Source organism: Bacillus sp. 22483, assembly GCF_052044605.1.
In the GTDB taxonomy this organism is placed as follows: domain Bacteria; phylum Bacillota; class Bacilli; order Bacillales; family Bacillaceae; genus Bacillus; species Bacillus altitudinis.
In genome coordinates, this window is sequence record NZ_JBQENU010000003.1 from 249,783 (window position 1) to 266,614 (window position 16,832).

Here is a 16,832-nt window from a genome sequence, read left to right on the forward strand (position 1 = left end):
TAATGGTCATGAAAGTATCAGTGATATTAACAAGCTACAACAAACCTGATTTCATTGAACGTGTGCTAAAGAGTGTGGTAGAACAAACGTATCAGCATTGGGAGCTTTTGATCATGGATGATGGCTCTGAACAAGAAACGATCCAAAAGATGCAGCCTTATTTAGTGGATAAGCGCATTCAATTGTATTCTCATCAAATTCATCCTGCAAACCGGCTGAAGACTGTACGTTATGCAACGCTAATTAATGAAGCATTAACACGTATAACAGGTGAGCTGGTTTGTTATGTAACTGATGATACAGTCTACAGAAAAGATCGTTTAGAGAAAATGGTCGAGGTTTTTCAATCGAAGCCTCACATAGATATCGTCTATTCCTCGCAGCGTGTCGTGCATGTGAATCAGCATTTGGTGGAAACGGCGAGCTTCGTTCGAGAAGCAGATCAAGTGTTGGAGCATGCATCCTTTCAAGTCGACCATTGCTCTGTTATGCATAGAAGCCGGCTGCTTTCGCTTATTCATGAAAAATACGGACAATACTGGGCCGACGAACCAAAACATTGGCATCATGCTGACTCTGTGTTTTGGATGAGACTGAATCATTTTGCTGCGTTCTTTCCATTACAAGAAGTACTAGATACCACATATAAAACGCCACAATCATTCCATCATATGTTTGCGAGTATGCCCTACGATTTAATTGACGGAGCTGTGATTGAAAGAGAAGGCGCTTATTATCAAATCGCTAGCGGATATCTTCATCGCATTGACAAGCGCTGGGTGAATGAAAAGAACAGGCGTGCGATTCGTGTTCCCTCGTTATGTGCGATGAAATATGAAATGAACGAGCCGCTGACAGTCCCAAATTATACAGTCGTCACCGCAGATAACGGCAGAACATTTTATTATATTGAACATCAGACAAAAAGACGGTTTGCTTCAAAACGTGATGTGCAATATTTTCAGTTTCATCAAAAGGAGATATACACGGTCACAAAACAGCAGCTGGAGACGTTTGAGGATGGCAAGATCATTCAAGTATCTCCTATATTCAGCCCGCCAAATAGACGGCTGTTTAAATGGAAACAAGATGTCTATTTATTTGTGCATGATACCTTTTGCCGAATTGTCCCTGAGGTAGTGAAAATATTTGCGTTTTACCATCAGCCAATCAAACTACAACCTTCTCAATTTGCATTTTTTCAAGAAGGAAAGCCAATTGTGCCGCTGTATATGGAGTCTCTTCAGGAATTTGACTTGTCTCTTTATCAGATGTCAGGACGAAAGCACTCCTCATAAGTGGGGTGCTTTTTTTTAGAATTGACGAAAAAAGCAGGAGATCGAAAGGAAAAAGCGAAACGTGAAAAGGATAGGGGAACACGTTGAATATCATCAAGCCGCTGAAAATTGGGCAATACAGTGCCGGATTTTCGGCATAGAAAGTGAGGGGGAAATAGTGGGGAAGGTTGTCGAAAGAGCGGATTGGTTTGAATTAATTTTAGAAGCCATCGATGAAGCGATTCACGTTGTAGACGATCAAGGGGTCACCATCTTTTATAATCATAATGCAGCGAAGTTCGACTGTTTAGCGAAAGAAGAGGTGATTGGCAAGTACATACTGGATGTGTATCCTTCATTAACTGAAAAGACAAGTACACTCATGCATGTACTTAGAACAGGAAAACCCATTTATCATTCGTTGCAAACCTATTTGAATAAAAATGGAGAAAAAATTGAGACTGTCAACACCACACTGCCCATTATGGAAGGCAGCAAGTTAATTGGGGCGGTAGAAGTAGCGAAGGATGTGTCGAAGCTGTCGGCGCTTTCGAATCGTTTAGATCAAAAAAAACGAACGGATGGTGCCGCGGAGACCACTCAAATGCTCGATTTTTCTTCATTTTTAACAAATGATCCACACTTAAAAGAGATGCTGGAGAAAGCGAAAAAAGCTGCTGCATATCCTTCATCGGTTATGGTCTTCGGGGAAACTGGGACAGGAAAAGAGGTACTCGTACAAGCGATTGTTCATGCATCTGACCGGAAAGATCAAGTCTTTATCCCGCAAAACTGCGCTGCTCTTCCAGAATCGCTGCTTGAAAGTCTTTTATTCGGGTCTGTCAAAGGAAGTTATACGGGCGCAATAGATCGCAAGGGGCTGTTTGAGTTAGCAGATGGCGGTACTCTTTTTCTTGATGAGCTGCAAGCGATGCCGCTTACGCTTCAAACAAAATTACTGCGTGTGTTAGAGGATGGTGTTGTCCGCCGGATAGGTGATGCAAAGGCGGTTCAAGTAAATGTCAGAGTGATTACTGCCCTCAATATCGACCCATTTGAAGCCGTTAAAAAACAAATGTTAAGAGAAGACTTATTTTATAGACTGCATGTGTCATCATTTCATATCCCGCCGCTTCGCACAAGGAAGCATGATATCCAGCTGTTATCCCGCCACTTTATTCAAACGTATCATCAGCAATTTTCTAAAAACGTCAACCGCCTTTCTGAAGAAACCGTCCAAGTATTTATGGCCCATCAGTGGCCAGGGAATGTCAGAGAATTAAAACATACGATCGAGCATGCCGTCTTGATGATGCCAAAGGAAGCAGAAGAAATCACCCCAGCATATCTCCCTGCCCATTTGCGGACGCATCAGATAGAAAGTCATCCGCCAGAGTCCTCATTAAAAAGTCAAGTGACGTCATTTGAACAAACGCTGATTCAAGAAGCTTTAAGACAGCACGCAGGGAATATTAAGCAAACGGCAGCCGCTTTAAAAATTCCTCGACAAACATTGCAGTATAAACTAAAAAAATATACAGATGCCGAAAAGTAGGCACTTCAAACAGGTGAATGTGACGGAAAAGCTCCTTTTGTAAAGAATAGGGGCATTTTCCCATGTTGGCACATAACTTGCATAGTATAAAGTGAATGCTGATAGGGGGAATGGATATGAATCAAAAACTGTATCAACCTGCGCGACATTGGAAGGACATTGAACTTTGGAAGGACGTACCCGAGGAAAAGTGGAACGACTGGATTTGGCAGCTGACGCATACGGTCAAAACGCTAGAAGATTTAGAAAAAGTCGTGAACTTAACAGAAGAGGAAAAAGAAGGGGTGAAGATTTCTACGAAAACCATTCCACTCAACATTACACCCTACTATGCCTCACTGATGAATCCAGACGATCCAAGATGCCCAATTCGTATGCAGTCTGTACCGATTGCAGAGGAGCTTCATAAAACAAAATATGACCTCGAAGATCCGCTCCATGAAGATGAGGATTCACCTGTTCCAGGTTTAACGCACCGCTACCCAGATCGTGTGCTGTTTCTTGTCACAAATCAGTGCTCCATGTACTGCCGCTATTGTACGAGAAGGCGTTTTTCCGGTCAGATCGGGATGGGTGTGCCGAAAAAGCAATTAGATGCCGCCATTGGATATATTAGAGAAACCCCTGAAGTGCGGGATGTGTTAATTTCAGGCGGTGACGGGCTGTTAATTAATGATCAAGTGCTTGAATACATTTTGAAAAACTTACGAGACATTCCTCACGTTGAAATCATTCGAATTGGAACACGTGCGCCGGTCGTGTTTCCACAGCGAATTACAGATGAATTGTGTGAGATTTTAAAAAAATATCATCCTGTTTGGCTGAACACTCACTTTAATACAAGCATTGAAATCACAAAAGAAGCGAAAGAAGCGTGTGAGCGACTTGTCAATGCTGGCGTGCCTGTTGGTAATCAGGCGGTGATCCTAGCAGGAATTAACGACAGTGTTCCAATTATGAAGAAGCTGATGCATGATCTCGTCATGATTCGCGTCAGACCTTATTATATTTATCAATGTGATTTATCTGAGGGGATCGGCCACTTTAGAACACCGGTTTCAAAAGGCCTTGAAATCATTGAAGGTTTAAGAGGACATACGAGTGGTTATGCTGTGCCAAGCTTTGTTGTAGATGCACCAGGTGGAGGAGGTAAGATCACCTTACAGCCAAATTATTTATTATCTCAAAGCCCAGAGAAAGTGGTCCTGCGTAACTTTGAAGGTGTGATCACCTCTTATCCGGAGCCAGAACATTACGTCGCCGGCCAAGCGGATGCGTATTTTAATGAAATCTATGAAGAAAAGAAAGAACCCGCCATTGGCATAACAGCTCTATTTGAGGATGAAGCAAGATCCTTTACGCCAGAAAATTTAAGCCGAATGAAACGAAGAGAGTCTTATGAAACGAATCCTGAACATGATACGCTCAAAAACAAACGCGAAAAACGAGATGAATTAAAAGAGAAGAAATATCAAGCCCAGCTCAAAAAAGAACAAACCGTAAAGGAGGAGAAATAACGTTGCTGACATGTGATTGGTGTGAGGAGAAGAAAGCGAACGCAGGACAGACCACAGTCTATTGGGAACTCATCACGGGCACACAATCGATTGAAATTTTGGAAACGCCTTCGATTTCTTGCACGCATTGCGGGATGACGTATCAGAAGGATGAGACAGTAAAAGAGATAGAAGATCAATTAATTTTAGTCGATCAAACAAAACTTCCAGAAAAAATCTCATATGAAGAATTAATGAGCATGGAGCGGTTATTAAAGCGTAATTACTTTGATTTTTCTTCATAAGTTGTACCTCCGCCTATACAAGTCATCAAATTCCTGTATAATATAACAACAAAATAGAGTGTCGCGGAGGGAAAAACAGGTGAAGTCGTTTTACCATTATTTAATGAAGTACAGACATCCAAAACCGAAGGATGAAATCAGTCATTTTGCAAATGCTGCTTATGAAGATCACAGCTTTCCTAAAGCATCCACTGATTATCATGAGCTATGTGCCTATTTAGAGTTAAATGGGGACTATTTAAGCTCCATGACGACATTTGATGAGGCTTTTGAGCAATACGAAGTAGAAGTCAAAAAAAAATAACACACACAACCGCTTGTTCCGTATGGAAGAAGCGGTTTTTTCATGAAGAAATAAAATGGCGTTTTGCATGGTGTGGTTGCCCATGCAGAATTCCTTGCGCCGGCATACGATACGTTAAGACCAAAAGTCGGGCAAGGGGGAGACAGAATGAAGGCGAAAGCACCAAAATATAAAGTAGGGGATATTGTCGTCGTTGTCATGTACGGCACAGTTGGAACGATAACAAAAGTCCATCAAATTGACCAACATTATCTATATGAGGTCAATCATAATGAGGTGCTTTATTTTGAAACATCACTTCAGCTTTACGATGAGTACGACGGGGTGATTGTAGATACAGAAAAGCTGGACATTGAATATGAGTTCCTCATTGGCGATGTTGTATATGTAAAGGATTACGGGAAAGAGCTATTTAAAATCATTGGCCATCGGACTGAGATATGGCGCTACCTTGAAGATGGCTGGGAAGATGTCATTTATGAACTGACAAGGTTAAAAGACGGAGAATGGCTGGAAACAGAAGAAGAAGACTTGACGCTTGTCCTAAGGAAATATGAGATGGATCAGTTTGTTCATCAGCTTCTTTTTGTGCATTACGTTGGAGAAACCTCAAAAGAAATAGAGGAAGATATGGTGCAAACCGCTCTATTACAGTTAGAAGAGAAACAAGAAAGCGAAGCATCACTAGAATTTCTAGCTGTATCTATAGTGGATGAGCTTCTTGATATTTACAATGATTATAAAATTCTCTATGAATTTTTCAAAGACCCAGAATATAAGGATATGATGGACTTTATTTTGGAAAGTTTAAACGAGCATTTTGGTTAAAAGAAGACTTGTCCTAACACGAATAAAAAGTAAGGAACACAGAAAAAAGCAATCACATAAAACCATCCCCTCAAGATACGGCCCATCACCTGATCAAAAGTATGTCCATCTAAAATGCTTAACCATTTCATTGCCTCATGCCCCTTTTCTTTTCGTTTACTGCATTTATATGTATGGAATGAGCCATTATGACAAACTGTAATAAAAATAAGGCAGCGTTCATACATCATAAAAAAGGAGGCGGAAAGCAATGAAAGAAGCAGATTTGGTGATTGATACAGAGGAAATTGCAGAATTCTTCTACACGGAGCTGGTCAAAAGAGGGTACATACCATCTGAGCTGGAAACGTTTGAGCTTGCCGATATTACATTTGAATATATGCTGAGGAAAGCAATGATAGTTGAAGAAGAGGCGCGGTAGGCACTATACTTTGAAGAGATTCTGAGTAGAAAGGGAGGGGAATTGTTTCGCGTGTATGTCATCATTTTTTTCCTTTTGTTTGGCGCCATCGCAGCGCTTATGGTGTCTGGCATGTTCCAGGAGTTGGACAACCAGATCATCTTATCGTTTGAAAACATCAGACTTCCTTTTTTAAATGATGTCATGCTGACTTTGACTGACTTTGGTATCAGTGCGCTGCTTGTCCCAATCATGCTCATCTTTAGCGTGCTGCTGTTTATGTATAAACGCTACCACTCTATTATGCTGCTTTTTCTACTATATATAGCAGAAAAAACGGTCAATCATGAACTGAAAGGACTGTTTGCTAGAGAGCGTCCAGCCTTTGATCATCTAGTGAATGAGACCTATTACAGCTTTCCGAGCGGTCATTCTATGAATGCAGCAACGATCTATCCATTTATCGCCTATCTATTAATTGAAATGGTTCCGTGGCTGAAAAAGAGACAAAAAGCAGTCTACATGGTGACAGGATGTTGTGTGCTGATGATCGGCATCAGCAGGATGTATATCGGTGTTCATTATGTCACTGATGTAGCAGGGGGCTTTGCGATAGGACTAGCTTTATTTCTCATATGTAAAAAGATTGACGAAAAATTGTCCGTCATTCGACAAAAATAGAAGAAGGAAATTCATAGATCCCAGCCAATTTTATATAAAAGGGGAGGGATTTGAATGCAATTGACATTGAGATTTTTTCAAAAGAAACCTTCAGCTTATCACTTAACCATTTATCAAACACCTGAATATGGTGCAGAAAGCGGGCATCAGCCTGTGTACCGGACAAAGATTGGCGGCAGGACACACCTTGATGTACTGGAAAAAGCATTCTCGACATTTAATGTACAAGATACAGTCCCTAATGATTACAATGCACGGTTTATCACAACAGGGGATATCGTTGTGATTGATGACCAGAAAAAAGGGAAGTGCTACTACCAGCTCTTTCCGGCAGGATGGAAACGCAGTGAACGCCTAATGACGATGAGTTAAATATAAACGACGATGCCAGCTTTACTTTCAGCTGGTATTTTCTTTTTTGATCTCAATCGTTTATAATAAATGGGACTAAACACATGTTAAACGTAAGTGGAGGCTAAAAAATGAGTGTACATATTGGAGCAGAAAAAGGACAAATTGCAGAAACGGTATTGCTGCCAGGCGATCCGCTTCGTGCGAAATATATTGCAGATACATATTTAGAAGATGTTGTGTGCTATAACGAAGTGCGCGGCATGTATGGTTATACTGGAACATATAAAGGAAAACGCATTTCTGTACAAGGTACTGGAATGGGCGTACCGTCTATTTCGATCTATGTGAATGAGCTGATCCAAAGCTATGATGTTCAAAACTTAATCCGTGTCGGTTCTTGCGGAGCGATCAAAAAAGATGTCAATGTACGTGACGTCATCTTAGCTCAAACATCATCAACAGATTCTCAAATGAATCGTGTGGCATTTGGACCGATTGATTACGCGCCATGTGCTGATTTTGGTTTACTGAAAAAAGCCTACGACACAGCAGAAGCGAAAAATGTAGCTGTGCGTGTTGGGAATGTATTTACAGCAGACCAGTTTTATAATGAAAAACCACTTGAGCTGATGGACCAATATGGAATTCTAGCGATCGAAATGGAGACAACGGCTCTTTATACGCTTGCTGCAAAATTTGGCAGAAAAGCGTTGTCGATTCTGACAGTGAGTGATCATGTGCTAACAGGAGAAGAAACAACTGCTGAAGAGCGTCAAACGACATTTGACGAAATGATCTTAATTGCACTAGATTCTGTTTTATAATAGTATAATGGGTGTGCTACGATGTAGCGCATCTTTATTTTTTTAGTAGAGCAAAAGGAAGGTATGTCATGAAGAAAAGCTATAAAATACTCTCAATCGCATCGATTCTTGGTTTGACGGCCGCATTATCAGGCTGCCAGTTGCTGGATCAGAAAAGCGGTACCACTGAATCTAACAAAACAAACGAACAAAAGAACGCAGCAAGTTCATCACCCCAGCAAAACTCAAACGATACGGCAGATTCATCTAATCAAGAGCTGACGTTAAAGAGTGAATATTTCAATGACATCAAGGTAGTGAGCGGACTGAAGACCATTCAAAACCCTGAAAATGTGCTTGCTTTAGTGAACAAAGAATATGCACTGCCAGGAACCTATAAACCTTCTGATCTCGTTGTACCAAAAGTGGAATTCTCTTTTTCAGAGGATATTGAAAAACGATATATTCGAAAAGAAGCAGCGGAGGCACTTGCGAAGTTATTCAAAGGTGCTAAAAAGGAAAACTTTGAGCTTGCTGCAGTATCGGGCTATCGTTCCTATGACCGTCAAAAAGTCATTTTTGATAGTGAAGTGAAACTAAAAGGGAAAGAAAAAGCCCAAGAAGCCGTAGCCTTACCAGGCGAAAGTGAACATCAAACAGGTCTAGCTATGGATATTTCCTCAAAAAGTGCCGGCTTTGAAATCTCTGAAAAATTTGGTGAAACACCTGATGGTAAATGGGTAGCCAAAAATGCTTATAAATATGGCTTTATCATTCGTTATCCAAAAGGGAAAGAAGACATCACGAAATATGAATATGAGCCGTGGCACCTGCGCTATGTTGGGAAAGAAGCTGCAAAAGCGATGCACGATCATGATTTAACATTCGAAGAGTACATGAACAAAGTGAAGAAAATATAAACAAATAAAAGGCCTCCCGAAGCTGGGAGGCCTTCTTTTATACGCCGTTTTAAAAAAAGAACAAACCTGCTAAAGCGAAGCCGGTAATAAAACCGAGACCGATGCCATAAGCTGCACCCCAGCCATAATAACCTCCGTAATATCCATAACCAAAGCCCCCGCGGGACCCGCCGACTGGACGAATATAAACTTTTCGGTTTGTCACCCGCTCAATACGTCCAACATGTACTCTGCCATTTCGATCAGTAATTCTAGCTACTTTCCCCATATGCTGCTGACAAAGTTTGTAGTAGCGCTCCATGTTTTTCCTCCTTATGACAAACTCTTTTCACTCTTATCCTATGCGAAAGACTTCATAGAGTTTGGACAAAACATATAGGAGATTCGCTCATTTTATACTGTACATTCAAATACAAGGTGACTCAGATGTTCTCGGTGTGTTTGAATCAGGTCATAGTGTGTCTGTAATGTATCATAAAGAGAAGGTGGTATTTCATCTGATAATTCCATTTCGGTCGGCTCCTCCTGCACCATGTGCTCATCGAATGAGAGAATCTGAATGTCACGGAATCCTGCGGACGCTAACTGTTTTTTCCATTCGGAAAATGAAAAGAGGGAGTGAAACCCATAAAACTCCCGAATGGCTGCCTGTTCTTTTGAGGGAAGCGGCACTTTTAACACAGCCTCATTTGCGATCAATTGTTTTCCAGGAGCAAGCACCCGTTTTATTTCAGCAAGCGCAGCAGGTAAATGGGTGAAACTTAAAACAGATTCACCGATCAGTAGAGAGAACGAGTCATCCGCAAATGGCAGGTGTTCGATCGATGCTTGCTGTGCACGGAAAGGTAGTTGTTCCCGCTCGAATCGCAGATTGGCTTTTTCAATCATCAAAGGGTGTGTATCAATCGCCTCTACTTCATAACCTAAATGTCCTAAATAGGCGGCTGTTTGTCCTGTGCCGCATCCAACATCCAGTATACGATCGTCAGACGTCAGGTTAAGATGCTCAATCATCGTTTTTGTTAGCTCAATTCCACCAGGATGGGCACCTGATACCCCAAAATAGGCAAGCATTTCTACATAGTCACTCATGGAATCCCTTCTTTCTTTATCATGTTTCTCTCTAAAGATTATGCATTGCAGGGCGAAATGGCTTATCTTTTCAAATAGAAGTTTGATCCTTTGGTTGACGGATGAAGAATCGTCCTTGATAATAATGAAAGGAGATAAAGGTGGTGTTTTTTTGAAAAAACAATTCAAGTTCGTGATAGCCATTCTGGTGACAGCAGCGCTTTCCTCAGCGATTACATTTGTGATCACAAAACAAGGTGCTGTCAGCGTTTCAGGAGATGAGAAGTTTAGTAAACTCATGGCTGCATATACGAAGGTAAAAAACGAGTATTACGAAAAAACGGATGATCAAAAACTAGTAGACGGTGCGATTCAAGGAATGATTGCATCACTTGATGATCCATACTCTACATATATGGATCAGGAGGAAGCCGAAGGGTTTAACAACACCATTTCATCTTCATTTGAAGGAATTGGTGCACAAGTAGAAGAGAAGGATGGACAAATTTTAATTGTCGCACCGATTAAAGGCTCTCCTGCTGAAAAAGCTGGTTTGAAACCTCATGATCGTATTTTAAAAGTGGATGGTAAAAGTACAAAAGGCATGTCAGTGAATAAAGCCGTTTCTCTTATCAGAGGGAAAAAAGGAACGGATGTCAAACTGCATTTGAACCGACAAGGTGTTGGAAATGTGGATGTGACGATCACAAGAGATACGATTCCACTTGAAACGGTGTATGCAAAACTAACAAAAGATAAAATAGGCGAAATCCAAATCACGTCTTTTGCTGAAACGACGTCTAAAGAGTTAGATAAAGCGATTGATGACCTCGAGAAAAAAGGGGCAAAAGGTTTTGTCATTGATCTGAGAGATAATCCAGGCGGCATTATGACAGAAGCAATTGAAATGAGCAATGACTTTATCGATAAAGGAAAAGTCATTATGCAGGTTGAGGAAAAAGGAAAGAAACAAGTGTACAAAGCGGAAAAAGAACGCAAAGTTCATCAGCCGGCAGTTGTTCTTGTAAACGGCGGTTCAGCGAGTGCTGCTGAAATCATGGCGGCAGCTCTGCACCAATCCTCTAGCATTCAACTTGTTGGAGAAAAGACATTTGGTAAAGGGACTGTTCAAAATGCCCAAAGCTACAATGATGGTTCTAGTGTGAAATTAACCATTGCCAAGTGGCTGACACCAGACGGATCTTGGATTCACAAAAAAGGAATTGAGCCACAGGTGAAAGCATCTCTGCCGAGTTATGCGAAGCTGCCATACTTAAGTCCGAAAAAGACGTATCAACTGAATGATGATGGAGATGAAGTCAAAGCGGCTCAAAAAATGTTCCAAGCGCTTGGCTACAAAGCAAAAGCCAATGGAGAATATGATCAAGCATTCCAGTCGGTCGTGAAAAGGTTCCAATCAGATCACGATCTAAAGGCTGATGGTATTCTGACAGGGGACACAACGACGGTACTGATGACAAACATCCAAGATAAGCTCAAGAAAAATGATACGCAAATGAAAAAAGCCATTGAAGTGTTGAAAAAAGAAATGAAATAAAAAACAGTCTCATTAGAGGACTGGTTTCGAACTGTAGATTAACCCCACTTTACTTTAAGTAAAGTGGGGTTTTTATATTTTTTGATAAAAACTTAAAGTATTTTACGTTGGATATGGTTCTTCCCTTGTATTCATGGCAGTGAAAGTAAGCATTGCATGCACTGAAACCTTTTTGGGATAAGGTAAGAATTTCTTCTTTTTTGCGCCATGTAACACTTGCTAAGTGTGAATATTTGTACGAAAAAAGCTGTGACAAATAATTTATCTTGACAAAATAATTCAATTATGCTATAATTTACTTTTGTATTTTTTGAGTATATAATAGGGTTCTCCTGGCCAGGAGAACCCTATTTTTTTGTTCTAAAATGAAGGAGTGTGTTTGTATGAAGAAAGATGAATCAAGTGTGACTTCGTTAATATCGGCTTTTGCCAGATCCTATCATAGTCAATTTGATACCCCTAAAATCTTTAATGATTATTTAGCTAAAGAATTCATTTCGGAAAAAGAATTCACTGATATCAAAGAAAATATGGTCCAAGGCATACACTTCTTCAACAAAGATATCGCACAAAAATTCGAGGGAAATACAGAAGAAATATTAAAATGGATTACACAAGTCCAACTTTCTCCAATAACCTTGTCACGAGCTGCGTATTGCGAAAAAGTATTACTTCTTGAGGTAGCGTTAGGATTAAGACAATACGTCATACTTGGTGCTGGATTAGATACTTTTAGTTTCCGACATCCAGAATTGGAAAATAGCTTAGAAATATTCGAAATTGATCATCCCGCTACACAGGAATTTAAAAAGCAAAGGTTGGACGAGGCTAAATTAAAAATCCCAAGTAATCTTCATTTTATTTCTATGGACTTCACCAAAAATTTATCCTATCAAAACCTAAAAGATAGAGGATTTGATAACAAAAAGACGTTTTTTAGTCTTTTAGGTGTTTCTTACTATTTAACTAAAGAGGAAGTTACAAGCTTAATAGATTATCTATTCACCAATGTTCCATCAGGAAGTTCAATCGTTTTTGATTATGCAGACGAAAAACTATTCGAAGAAAAAGGAATCTCTAATAGAGTTGAGAATATGGTGAAAATGGCTTCAATAGGCGGAGAACCGATGAAATCATGTTTTTCGTACTTTGAAATCGAAAAGATGTTAGAAAAATCAGATCTACTTATTTATGAACATTTATCTCCTGAAAAAGTTAATGAACTGTATTTTAACAATAGAGAAGATTACCTATCAGCTTTTGAGACCATTCATTACATTCATGCTATAAAAAAATAAAACACAACGAACATGGTGTTATACCAAAAATTTGTAGACCTTGTCTACAAGATAAAAGCAGTCCTCATATGAGGACTGCTTTTTTAATCTCACACTTCGTTTACTTTCATCGCTGTTTTGTCGTGATCTTTTTCAAATAGATCATTCATGACAGAATTGGATGTGATCTTCTTTTGGAAGAATGGATTCAAAATCAGGATGACCACAACGTTTGCTAGTAAACCAAGAAATCCTTCATAAAGACCAAACGTGACTTGGGAGATATTAGCTGTAAAGGTGACGATGATGCCAACAACCAAACCCGCAATCGTTGCTTCTCTCGATTGTTTTTTCCAGAACAAGCTGATGGCAATGGCTGGGAAAATTTGAACCATTCCAGAAACACCGATCAGCTGAAGCGTGACAAGCGCAGTCGGGAACAGCATACCGAATAAAAGAGCAAGCCCGATCACGATAAATACCATCGAACGTGTAATGATCGTTAACCGTTTAGGTGACACATTTGGATGGATTAAATCACGGTACAAATTATTGGCAAATAAATTCGACGCCCCAATGGCCATGATCGAACATGGAATGAGAGAAGCAAGTGCAATCGTTGAATACGCAAGCCCCTGCATCACGCCGCCATATGACGTCTGAATTAAATGAAGAAGAGCAAATCTTGGATTTGTATCTTCCGGTAAGACTAAAAAGGCAATGAAGCCAAGGAAGATGACCAAAATCAATACAATGTTGTAAAGAGGTAAAAACATACTGTTTTTACGGATGGCATCTGCGCTTTTGGCTGTGAAAACACCAGTTGCTGCATGAGCCCACATAAATAATGCGAGTGCAGAAACACCTGATGCGGTAATAAACCACAAAATGCCTTTAGGGCCGCTTTCAGGAATCGTCAGAAGCTGTGGGGCCTCCTTAGCTAACGTATTCATCATTGGTGTCCAGCCGTTAAAATGAATAATCGGGAGGGAAACGACCATAAAGAGCATGATCACCCAAACAAGAATATCTTTAATAATGGCTGTATATGTAGGACCTTTAATACCACTGAAAAATGTATAAAGTGCAACTAAAATAAATGAAATCATAACAACTGCATTCACATTAATATAACTCGTTCCAGCGACAGTTAACGTATCTTGAATCCCGCTTAGCTGAAGACAAATGTATGGAATGAGCATGAGTACACCAACAATGGCAATCAAACTAGATAACAGTTTACTGTCAAATCGCTCACGTGCATAATCAGCAAGTGTTGTCAGCTTGTGATTTTTTGCAACCGTCCAAAGTTTTGGTAAGAAGAAATACGCAATAAAATAAGCAAGAACTGAATAGGGGATAGCGAAAAAAGCAACACTTCCCGCTGTATAAGCTGTACTTGTGAGCCCTAAAAAGGTATAAGCAGTATATAAGTCTGCGCCAACAAGGAACCAGACGAGAAGCCCGCCAAATTTTCTCCCGCCAACAGACCATTCTTCGACTGATTGTCTTGATGATTTATCACGACCAGCGGCAAAACCGATGACCACGACGATGAAAATGATACTTGCAGTTATCAATAAAGCTGTTAAGTTTCCTTGCATTCGTCAGTTCCTCCATTTGAATGTTGCATCCTGTAAATGATAAATGTGCAAACGGGTGTGAGTACAATCCATAGTAAGAGCCAGAAGTGGAAAAAAGGCAGCCCGATGACAAATGGATGAATACGATTCACAAAGGGGAGCAGTGCAAGCTGTCCAATGAATGGAATCGCAATAAGTAGCGCCAGTATCAGTTTTTTGTTCATGTTTTCCTCCTCTAATATTTTGTAATTTCATAATAATAGCAGTTGTCAGATTAGATCACAAGACCATTTTCAGAAAAAACAATCATTTTTATGAATATCATACTAATATAACGCTTTCATTTTTAAAAAGAGGTAAATACTGAAGAATGAGAAAGGAAGACTTGAAAATAAGTATGGAAAAATAATATTTAGAGCAAATAAAAAAGCCCCAGCATGACGCTGAGACTGTGCCGTTTTTTATAGGAAATCAGATACTTCTTCGATGTCAAAACGATTGCTTTTGTGAGCTTCTTTTGCTGCTTTCCCGACAGAAATCAACATCACTGGTTCGTATCGACCACTCACATTGAATTCTTTCACGTACGCTTCTTTGCTGAAACCGCCCATTGCGCATGTATCATATCCCATTGCTTTCGCCGCAATCATTAACTGCATAGCAGCTAACGAAGCGTTTGAATACGCAGCTTCACGTGCATATTGCTCGCTTTGGTAAGCACCATTGATTTGCGTCATCAGTGTTTCTTTAATATCTTCTGTGATGAAGCCTTGTTCTGCTAGCTCACTGTAGATTTTTTCACCCTTTAGATTGGCTTCAAGGTCACCTAGCACAGCAATCACAGCTGATGCTTGAGAGACTTGTTTTTGGTTGTAAGCAATTGGAAGAAGCTTTGCTTTTGATTCAGCACTATGGAACACAGTGAAATGCCAATGCTGAAGGTTCCAAGCAGATGGTGCTTTTGTTGTGATATCAAGAAGCTCTGTTAACTCTTCTTTTGTCATTTCATGAGTTGTATCATACTCTTTTACTGAAGCTCTTTCTTTTAAAATGTCAATCGTTTTTTGATCGCTCGCCATATGGATATTTCCTCCCGTTTTTGCAAATAGTATGGTACAATAAATAAAAAAGTGAGAAACTTACTTATTGTAACTAGAGATATATTTTAAATTGTATACCGTTAGTTTGTCAAACGATTATGAAAAGAAAGGCTGAAATATATGGAATTTCAATTATGTCCAAACATTCAGCAAGCTTTTTTGCTTCTTGGCAAAAGGTGGAATGGTCTCATCATTCATGTATTGCTTGACGGTCCGAAGCGGTTTAAAGACCTGACGGACATTATTCCATCCATCAGTCAAAAAATGCTCGCAGAACGCTTAAAAGAGCTTGAGCAAGAAGGAATCATAAAGCGCACTGTACTTCCTGAAACGCCAGTCAAAGTCATCTATTGTCTAACCGAAAAAGGGAGTGCATTACATGGTGTGTTCGGAGAAGTATCGCGCTGGGCAGGGGAGTATGCTGGATCTCATGTAAAAAAGGAGCAAGCCTAGTTTTAGGTTTGCCCAAACGTTTTGTCTCCTAATGAATATGCTGATGTTAGGCACATGACAAAGGAGGAGAAAAGCATGTACCCTCATACTCCGTATTTTCGAGGCGGTGCCCCTGGCATTCCGCCATATGAATCTAGAGTCCCTTTGTTTTTTGGTTTTGGCGCTCCTTTAGTCGGCGGACTGCTTGGCGGATTTCTAGGAAGTGCGATTTTTAATTATCCTCGTCCATATTACCCGCCACCACCACCGCCTGTTCCACCACCTTATGGCGGCGGATATCCACCATATTATTAAGAAAAAAGAGTAAGCCTGCTTCCATTTCAAAGCAGGCTTTTTATAATGGAATATCAATTTCAGAAATGCCTGGATCATCATGCTTTAAAAACATAATTTCTAAAATACCATCTTGATACGAAGCCTTCGTTCCTTTTCTTTTCACAGCAGCAGGCAGGACAACCTTCTTTTGTTTATTCTCTTCAGGAAAATGATCAATAAACAGCAGATTGGCTGTATGTTTGATTTTTACCTTTTCCGTGTTCGGACGATCGAGCTCTATTTTGACAAACACGTGATCTGTCGTCTCAAATACTTCAACATTCGACTCTTTCTTTTTTTTATCGTCTGTCTCTCTTGTTTTCTGCTGCTGAGACAGCGGATCCTGAAAGGGGAATTGAGCAGAATAATTGGAGCCGAAAACACTTTCCATGACTTGATTGACATATTGCTCAACGTCTTTAGGATCTGAATTTTTTAACGCTTCTTTTGAAAATTGCTTTTGAAAAGGAAATAATCGGTTCCAGTCAAACATGCAAATCATCCTTTCTAAATGCCCTGAATTAGTATATGCCCATAAAGTGATGTGCGTGC

General features: G+C 40.1%; 22 protein-coding genes. 15 read left to right on the forward strand and 7 right to left on the reverse strand.

The window, feature by feature from the left end; translation table 11 throughout:
* Positions 1-2: 2 nt before the first annotated feature.
* From ACTJJQ_RS06725 to ACTJJQ_RS06750, 6 genes are all read left to right on the forward strand, one after another.
* A complete protein-coding gene (locus ACTJJQ_RS06725) occupies positions 3-1,298 on the forward strand; it encodes a glycosyltransferase family 2 protein (RefSeq protein WP_440600045.1) in 1,296 nt (431 codons plus the stop codon).
* Positions 1,299-1,455: 157 nt separating this feature from the next.
* Positions 1,456-2,832, forward strand: a complete 1,377-nt coding sequence (locus tag ACTJJQ_RS06730; RefSeq protein WP_024718563.1) for a sigma-54 interaction domain-containing protein — start codon at positions 1,456-1,458, stop codon at positions 2,830-2,832.
* Positions 2,833-2,948: 116 nt separating this feature from the next.
* A complete protein-coding gene (gene ablA, locus ACTJJQ_RS06735) occupies positions 2,949-4,349 on the forward strand; it encodes a lysine 2,3-aminomutase (protein WP_008346434.1) in 1,401 nt (466 codons plus the stop codon).
* A 2-nt stretch (positions 4,350-4,351) separates the two neighbouring features.
* Positions 4,352-4,633 (forward strand): YokU family protein, encoded by a 282-nt coding sequence (locus ACTJJQ_RS06740; protein WP_024718564.1) that lies wholly within the window; start codon positions 4,352-4,354, stop codon positions 4,631-4,633.
* A 79-nt stretch (positions 4,634-4,712) separates the two neighbouring features.
* Positions 4,713-4,937 carry a YozE family protein gene (locus tag ACTJJQ_RS06745; protein WP_003215834.1) on the forward strand — a complete coding sequence of 75 codons (225 nt, stop codon included), beginning with the start codon at positions 4,713-4,715 and terminating at the stop codon, positions 4,935-4,937.
* Positions 4,938-5,084: 147 nt separating this feature from the next.
* Positions 5,085-5,765 carry a hypothetical protein gene (locus tag ACTJJQ_RS06750; RefSeq protein ID WP_008346441.1) on the forward strand — a complete coding sequence of 227 codons (681 nt, stop codon included), beginning with the start codon at positions 5,085-5,087 and terminating at the stop codon, positions 5,763-5,765.
* Here ACTJJQ_RS06750 and ACTJJQ_RS06755 read toward each other — a convergent pair.
* Positions 5,762-5,896, reverse strand: coding sequence for a hypothetical protein (locus tag ACTJJQ_RS06755; RefSeq protein ID WP_017359686.1), 135 nt, complete (start codon positions 5,894-5,896; stop codon positions 5,762-5,764). The genes ACTJJQ_RS06750 and ACTJJQ_RS06755 overlap by 4 nt on opposite strands.
* Before the next feature lie 119 nt (positions 5,897-6,015).
* Here ACTJJQ_RS06755 and ACTJJQ_RS06760 point away from each other — a divergent pair, with 119 nt between their 5' ends.
* The 5 genes from ACTJJQ_RS06760 to ACTJJQ_RS06780 all read left to right on the forward strand — a co-directional run bounded on the left by ACTJJQ_RS06760 (position 6,016) and on the right by ACTJJQ_RS06780 (position 8,923).
* Positions 6,016-6,186 (forward strand): YozD family protein, encoded by a 171-nt coding sequence (locus ACTJJQ_RS06760; protein WP_008346445.1) that lies wholly within the window; start codon positions 6,016-6,018, stop codon positions 6,184-6,186.
* A 51-nt stretch (positions 6,187-6,237) separates the two neighbouring features.
* On the forward strand, positions 6,238-6,846 hold the full coding sequence (locus tag ACTJJQ_RS06765) for a phosphatase PAP2 family protein (RefSeq protein ID WP_212360172.1): 609 nt from the start codon (positions 6,238-6,240) through the stop codon (positions 6,844-6,846).
* 54 nt (positions 6,847-6,900) lie between these two features.
* Positions 6,901-7,218 (forward strand): YodL domain-containing protein, encoded by a 318-nt coding sequence (locus ACTJJQ_RS06770; protein WP_007500756.1) that lies wholly within the window; start codon positions 6,901-6,903, stop codon positions 7,216-7,218.
* A 110-nt stretch (positions 7,219-7,328) separates the two neighbouring features.
* Entirely contained in the window at positions 7,329-8,024 is a 696-nt protein-coding gene (deoD, locus tag ACTJJQ_RS06775; RefSeq protein WP_007500754.1) for a purine-nucleoside phosphorylase, read from the forward strand.
* A 68-nt stretch (positions 8,025-8,092) separates the two neighbouring features.
* Entirely contained in the window at positions 8,093-8,923 is an 831-nt protein-coding gene (locus ACTJJQ_RS06780; protein WP_017367458.1) for a M15 family metallopeptidase, read from the forward strand.
* 49 nt (positions 8,924-8,972) lie between these two features.
* Here the strand turns inward: ACTJJQ_RS06780 and ACTJJQ_RS06785 are convergent, their stop codons facing one another.
* On the reverse strand, positions 8,973-9,224 hold the full coding sequence (locus ACTJJQ_RS06785) for a hypothetical protein (protein WP_047946638.1): 252 nt from the start codon (positions 9,222-9,224) through the stop codon (positions 8,973-8,975).
* Positions 9,225-9,316: 92 nt separating this feature from the next.
* Positions 9,317-10,015 carry a class I SAM-dependent methyltransferase gene (locus ACTJJQ_RS06790; protein ID WP_440600046.1) on the reverse strand — a complete coding sequence of 233 codons (699 nt, stop codon included), beginning with the start codon at positions 10,013-10,015 and terminating at the stop codon, positions 9,317-9,319.
* 151 nt (positions 10,016-10,166) lie between these two features.
* On the opposite strand from ACTJJQ_RS06790, the gene ACTJJQ_RS06795 reads away from it, so the two are divergent.
* Positions 10,167-11,552: a S41 family peptidase gene (locus ACTJJQ_RS06795; RefSeq protein ID WP_041507072.1), complete on the forward strand. Its 1,386-nt coding sequence runs from the start codon at positions 10,167-10,169 to the stop codon at positions 11,550-11,552.
* A 383-nt stretch (positions 11,553-11,935) separates the two neighbouring features.
* Positions 11,936-12,850, forward strand: coding sequence for a class I SAM-dependent methyltransferase (locus ACTJJQ_RS06800; RefSeq protein ID WP_039165527.1), 915 nt, complete (start codon positions 11,936-11,938; stop codon positions 12,848-12,850).
* 89 nt (positions 12,851-12,939) lie between these two features.
* On the opposite strand, the gene ACTJJQ_RS06805 is transcribed toward ACTJJQ_RS06800, so the two are convergent.
* From ACTJJQ_RS06805 to ACTJJQ_RS06815, 3 genes are all read right to left on the reverse strand, one after another.
* Positions 12,940-14,433, reverse strand: coding sequence for a sodium:solute symporter family protein (locus ACTJJQ_RS06805; RefSeq protein WP_138278642.1), 1,494 nt, complete (start codon positions 14,431-14,433; stop codon positions 12,940-12,942).
* Positions 14,418-14,636 (reverse strand): DUF3311 domain-containing protein, encoded by a 219-nt coding sequence (locus ACTJJQ_RS06810; RefSeq protein WP_017359680.1) that lies wholly within the window; start codon positions 14,634-14,636, stop codon positions 14,418-14,420. The genes ACTJJQ_RS06805 and ACTJJQ_RS06810 overlap by 16 nt, the downstream gene beginning before the upstream one ends.
* Positions 14,637-14,873: 237 nt before the next feature.
* Positions 14,874-15,491 (reverse strand): nitroreductase family protein, encoded by a 618-nt coding sequence (locus tag ACTJJQ_RS06815; RefSeq protein ID WP_017359679.1) that lies wholly within the window; start codon positions 15,489-15,491, stop codon positions 14,874-14,876.
* Positions 15,492-15,632: 141 nt separating this feature from the next.
* On the opposite strand from ACTJJQ_RS06815, the gene ACTJJQ_RS06820 reads away from it, so the two are divergent.
* Positions 15,633-15,965, forward strand: a complete 333-nt coding sequence (locus ACTJJQ_RS06820) for a winged helix-turn-helix transcriptional regulator (RefSeq protein ID WP_008346466.1) — start codon at positions 15,633-15,635, stop codon at positions 15,963-15,965.
* 75 nt (positions 15,966-16,040) lie between these two features.
* Positions 16,041-16,259 carry a hypothetical protein gene (locus ACTJJQ_RS06825; RefSeq protein ID WP_003215921.1) on the forward strand — a complete coding sequence of 73 codons (219 nt, stop codon included), beginning with the start codon at positions 16,041-16,043 and terminating at the stop codon, positions 16,257-16,259.
* 40 nt (positions 16,260-16,299) lie between these two features.
* Here the strand turns inward: ACTJJQ_RS06825 and ACTJJQ_RS06830 are convergent, their stop codons facing one another.
* Positions 16,300-16,773 carry an Hsp20/alpha crystallin family protein gene (locus ACTJJQ_RS06830; RefSeq protein WP_326377957.1) on the reverse strand — a complete coding sequence of 158 codons (474 nt, stop codon included), beginning with the start codon at positions 16,771-16,773 and terminating at the stop codon, positions 16,300-16,302.
* Positions 16,774-16,832 lie beyond the last annotated feature (59 nt).

Excerpts from the sequence above, each read along its gene's own strand:
- ACTJJQ_RS06725 (WP_440600045.1), top strand. The coding sequence starts at position 3 with ATGGTCATGAAAGTATCAGTGATATTAACAAGCTACAACAAACCTGAT.
- ablA (WP_008346434.1), top strand. The coding sequence starts at position 2,949 with ATGAATCAAAAACTGTATCAACCTGCGCGACATTGGAAGGACATTGAA.
- ACTJJQ_RS06750 (WP_008346441.1), top strand. The coding sequence starts at position 5,085 with ATGAAGGCGAAAGCACCAAAATATAAAGTAGGGGATATTGTCGTCGTT.
- ACTJJQ_RS06755 (WP_017359686.1), bottom strand. The coding sequence starts at position 5,896 with ATGAAATGGTTAAGCATTTTAGATGGACATACTTTTGATCAGGTGATG.
- ACTJJQ_RS06760 (WP_008346445.1), top strand. The coding sequence starts at position 6,016 with ATGAAAGAAGCAGATTTGGTGATTGATACAGAGGAAATTGCAGAATTC.
- ACTJJQ_RS06770 (WP_007500756.1), top strand. The coding sequence starts at position 6,901 with ATGCAATTGACATTGAGATTTTTTCAAAAGAAACCTTCAGCTTATCAC.
- deoD (WP_007500754.1), top strand. The coding sequence starts at position 7,329 with ATGAGTGTACATATTGGAGCAGAAAAAGGACAAATTGCAGAAACGGTA.
- ACTJJQ_RS06780 (WP_017367458.1), top strand. The coding sequence starts at position 8,093 with ATGAAGAAAAGCTATAAAATACTCTCAATCGCATCGATTCTTGGTTTG.
- ACTJJQ_RS06785 (WP_047946638.1), bottom strand. The coding sequence starts at position 9,224 with ATGGAGCGCTACTACAAACTTTGTCAGCAGCATATGGGGAAAGTAGCT.
- ACTJJQ_RS06790 (WP_440600046.1), bottom strand. The coding sequence starts at position 10,015 with ATGAGTGACTATGTAGAAATGCTTGCCTATTTTGGGGTATCAGGTGCC.
- ACTJJQ_RS06800 (WP_039165527.1), top strand. The coding sequence starts at position 11,936 with ATGAAGAAAGATGAATCAAGTGTGACTTCGTTAATATCGGCTTTTGCC.
- ACTJJQ_RS06805 (WP_138278642.1), bottom strand. The coding sequence starts at position 14,433 with ATGCAAGGAAACTTAACAGCTTTATTGATAACTGCAAGTATCATTTTC.
- ACTJJQ_RS06810 (WP_017359680.1), bottom strand. The coding sequence starts at position 14,636 with ATGAACAAAAAACTGATACTGGCGCTACTTATTGCGATTCCATTCATT.
- ACTJJQ_RS06815 (WP_017359679.1), bottom strand. The coding sequence starts at position 15,491 with ATGGCGAGCGATCAAAAAACGATTGACATTTTAAAAGAAAGAGCTTCA.
- ACTJJQ_RS06820 (WP_008346466.1), top strand. The coding sequence starts at position 15,633 with ATGGAATTTCAATTATGTCCAAACATTCAGCAAGCTTTTTTGCTTCTT.
- ACTJJQ_RS06825 (WP_003215921.1), top strand. The coding sequence starts at position 16,041 with ATGTACCCTCATACTCCGTATTTTCGAGGCGGTGCCCCTGGCATTCCG.
- ACTJJQ_RS06830 (WP_326377957.1), bottom strand. The coding sequence starts at position 16,773 with ATGTTTGACTGGAACCGATTATTTCCTTTTCAAAAGCAATTTTCAAAA.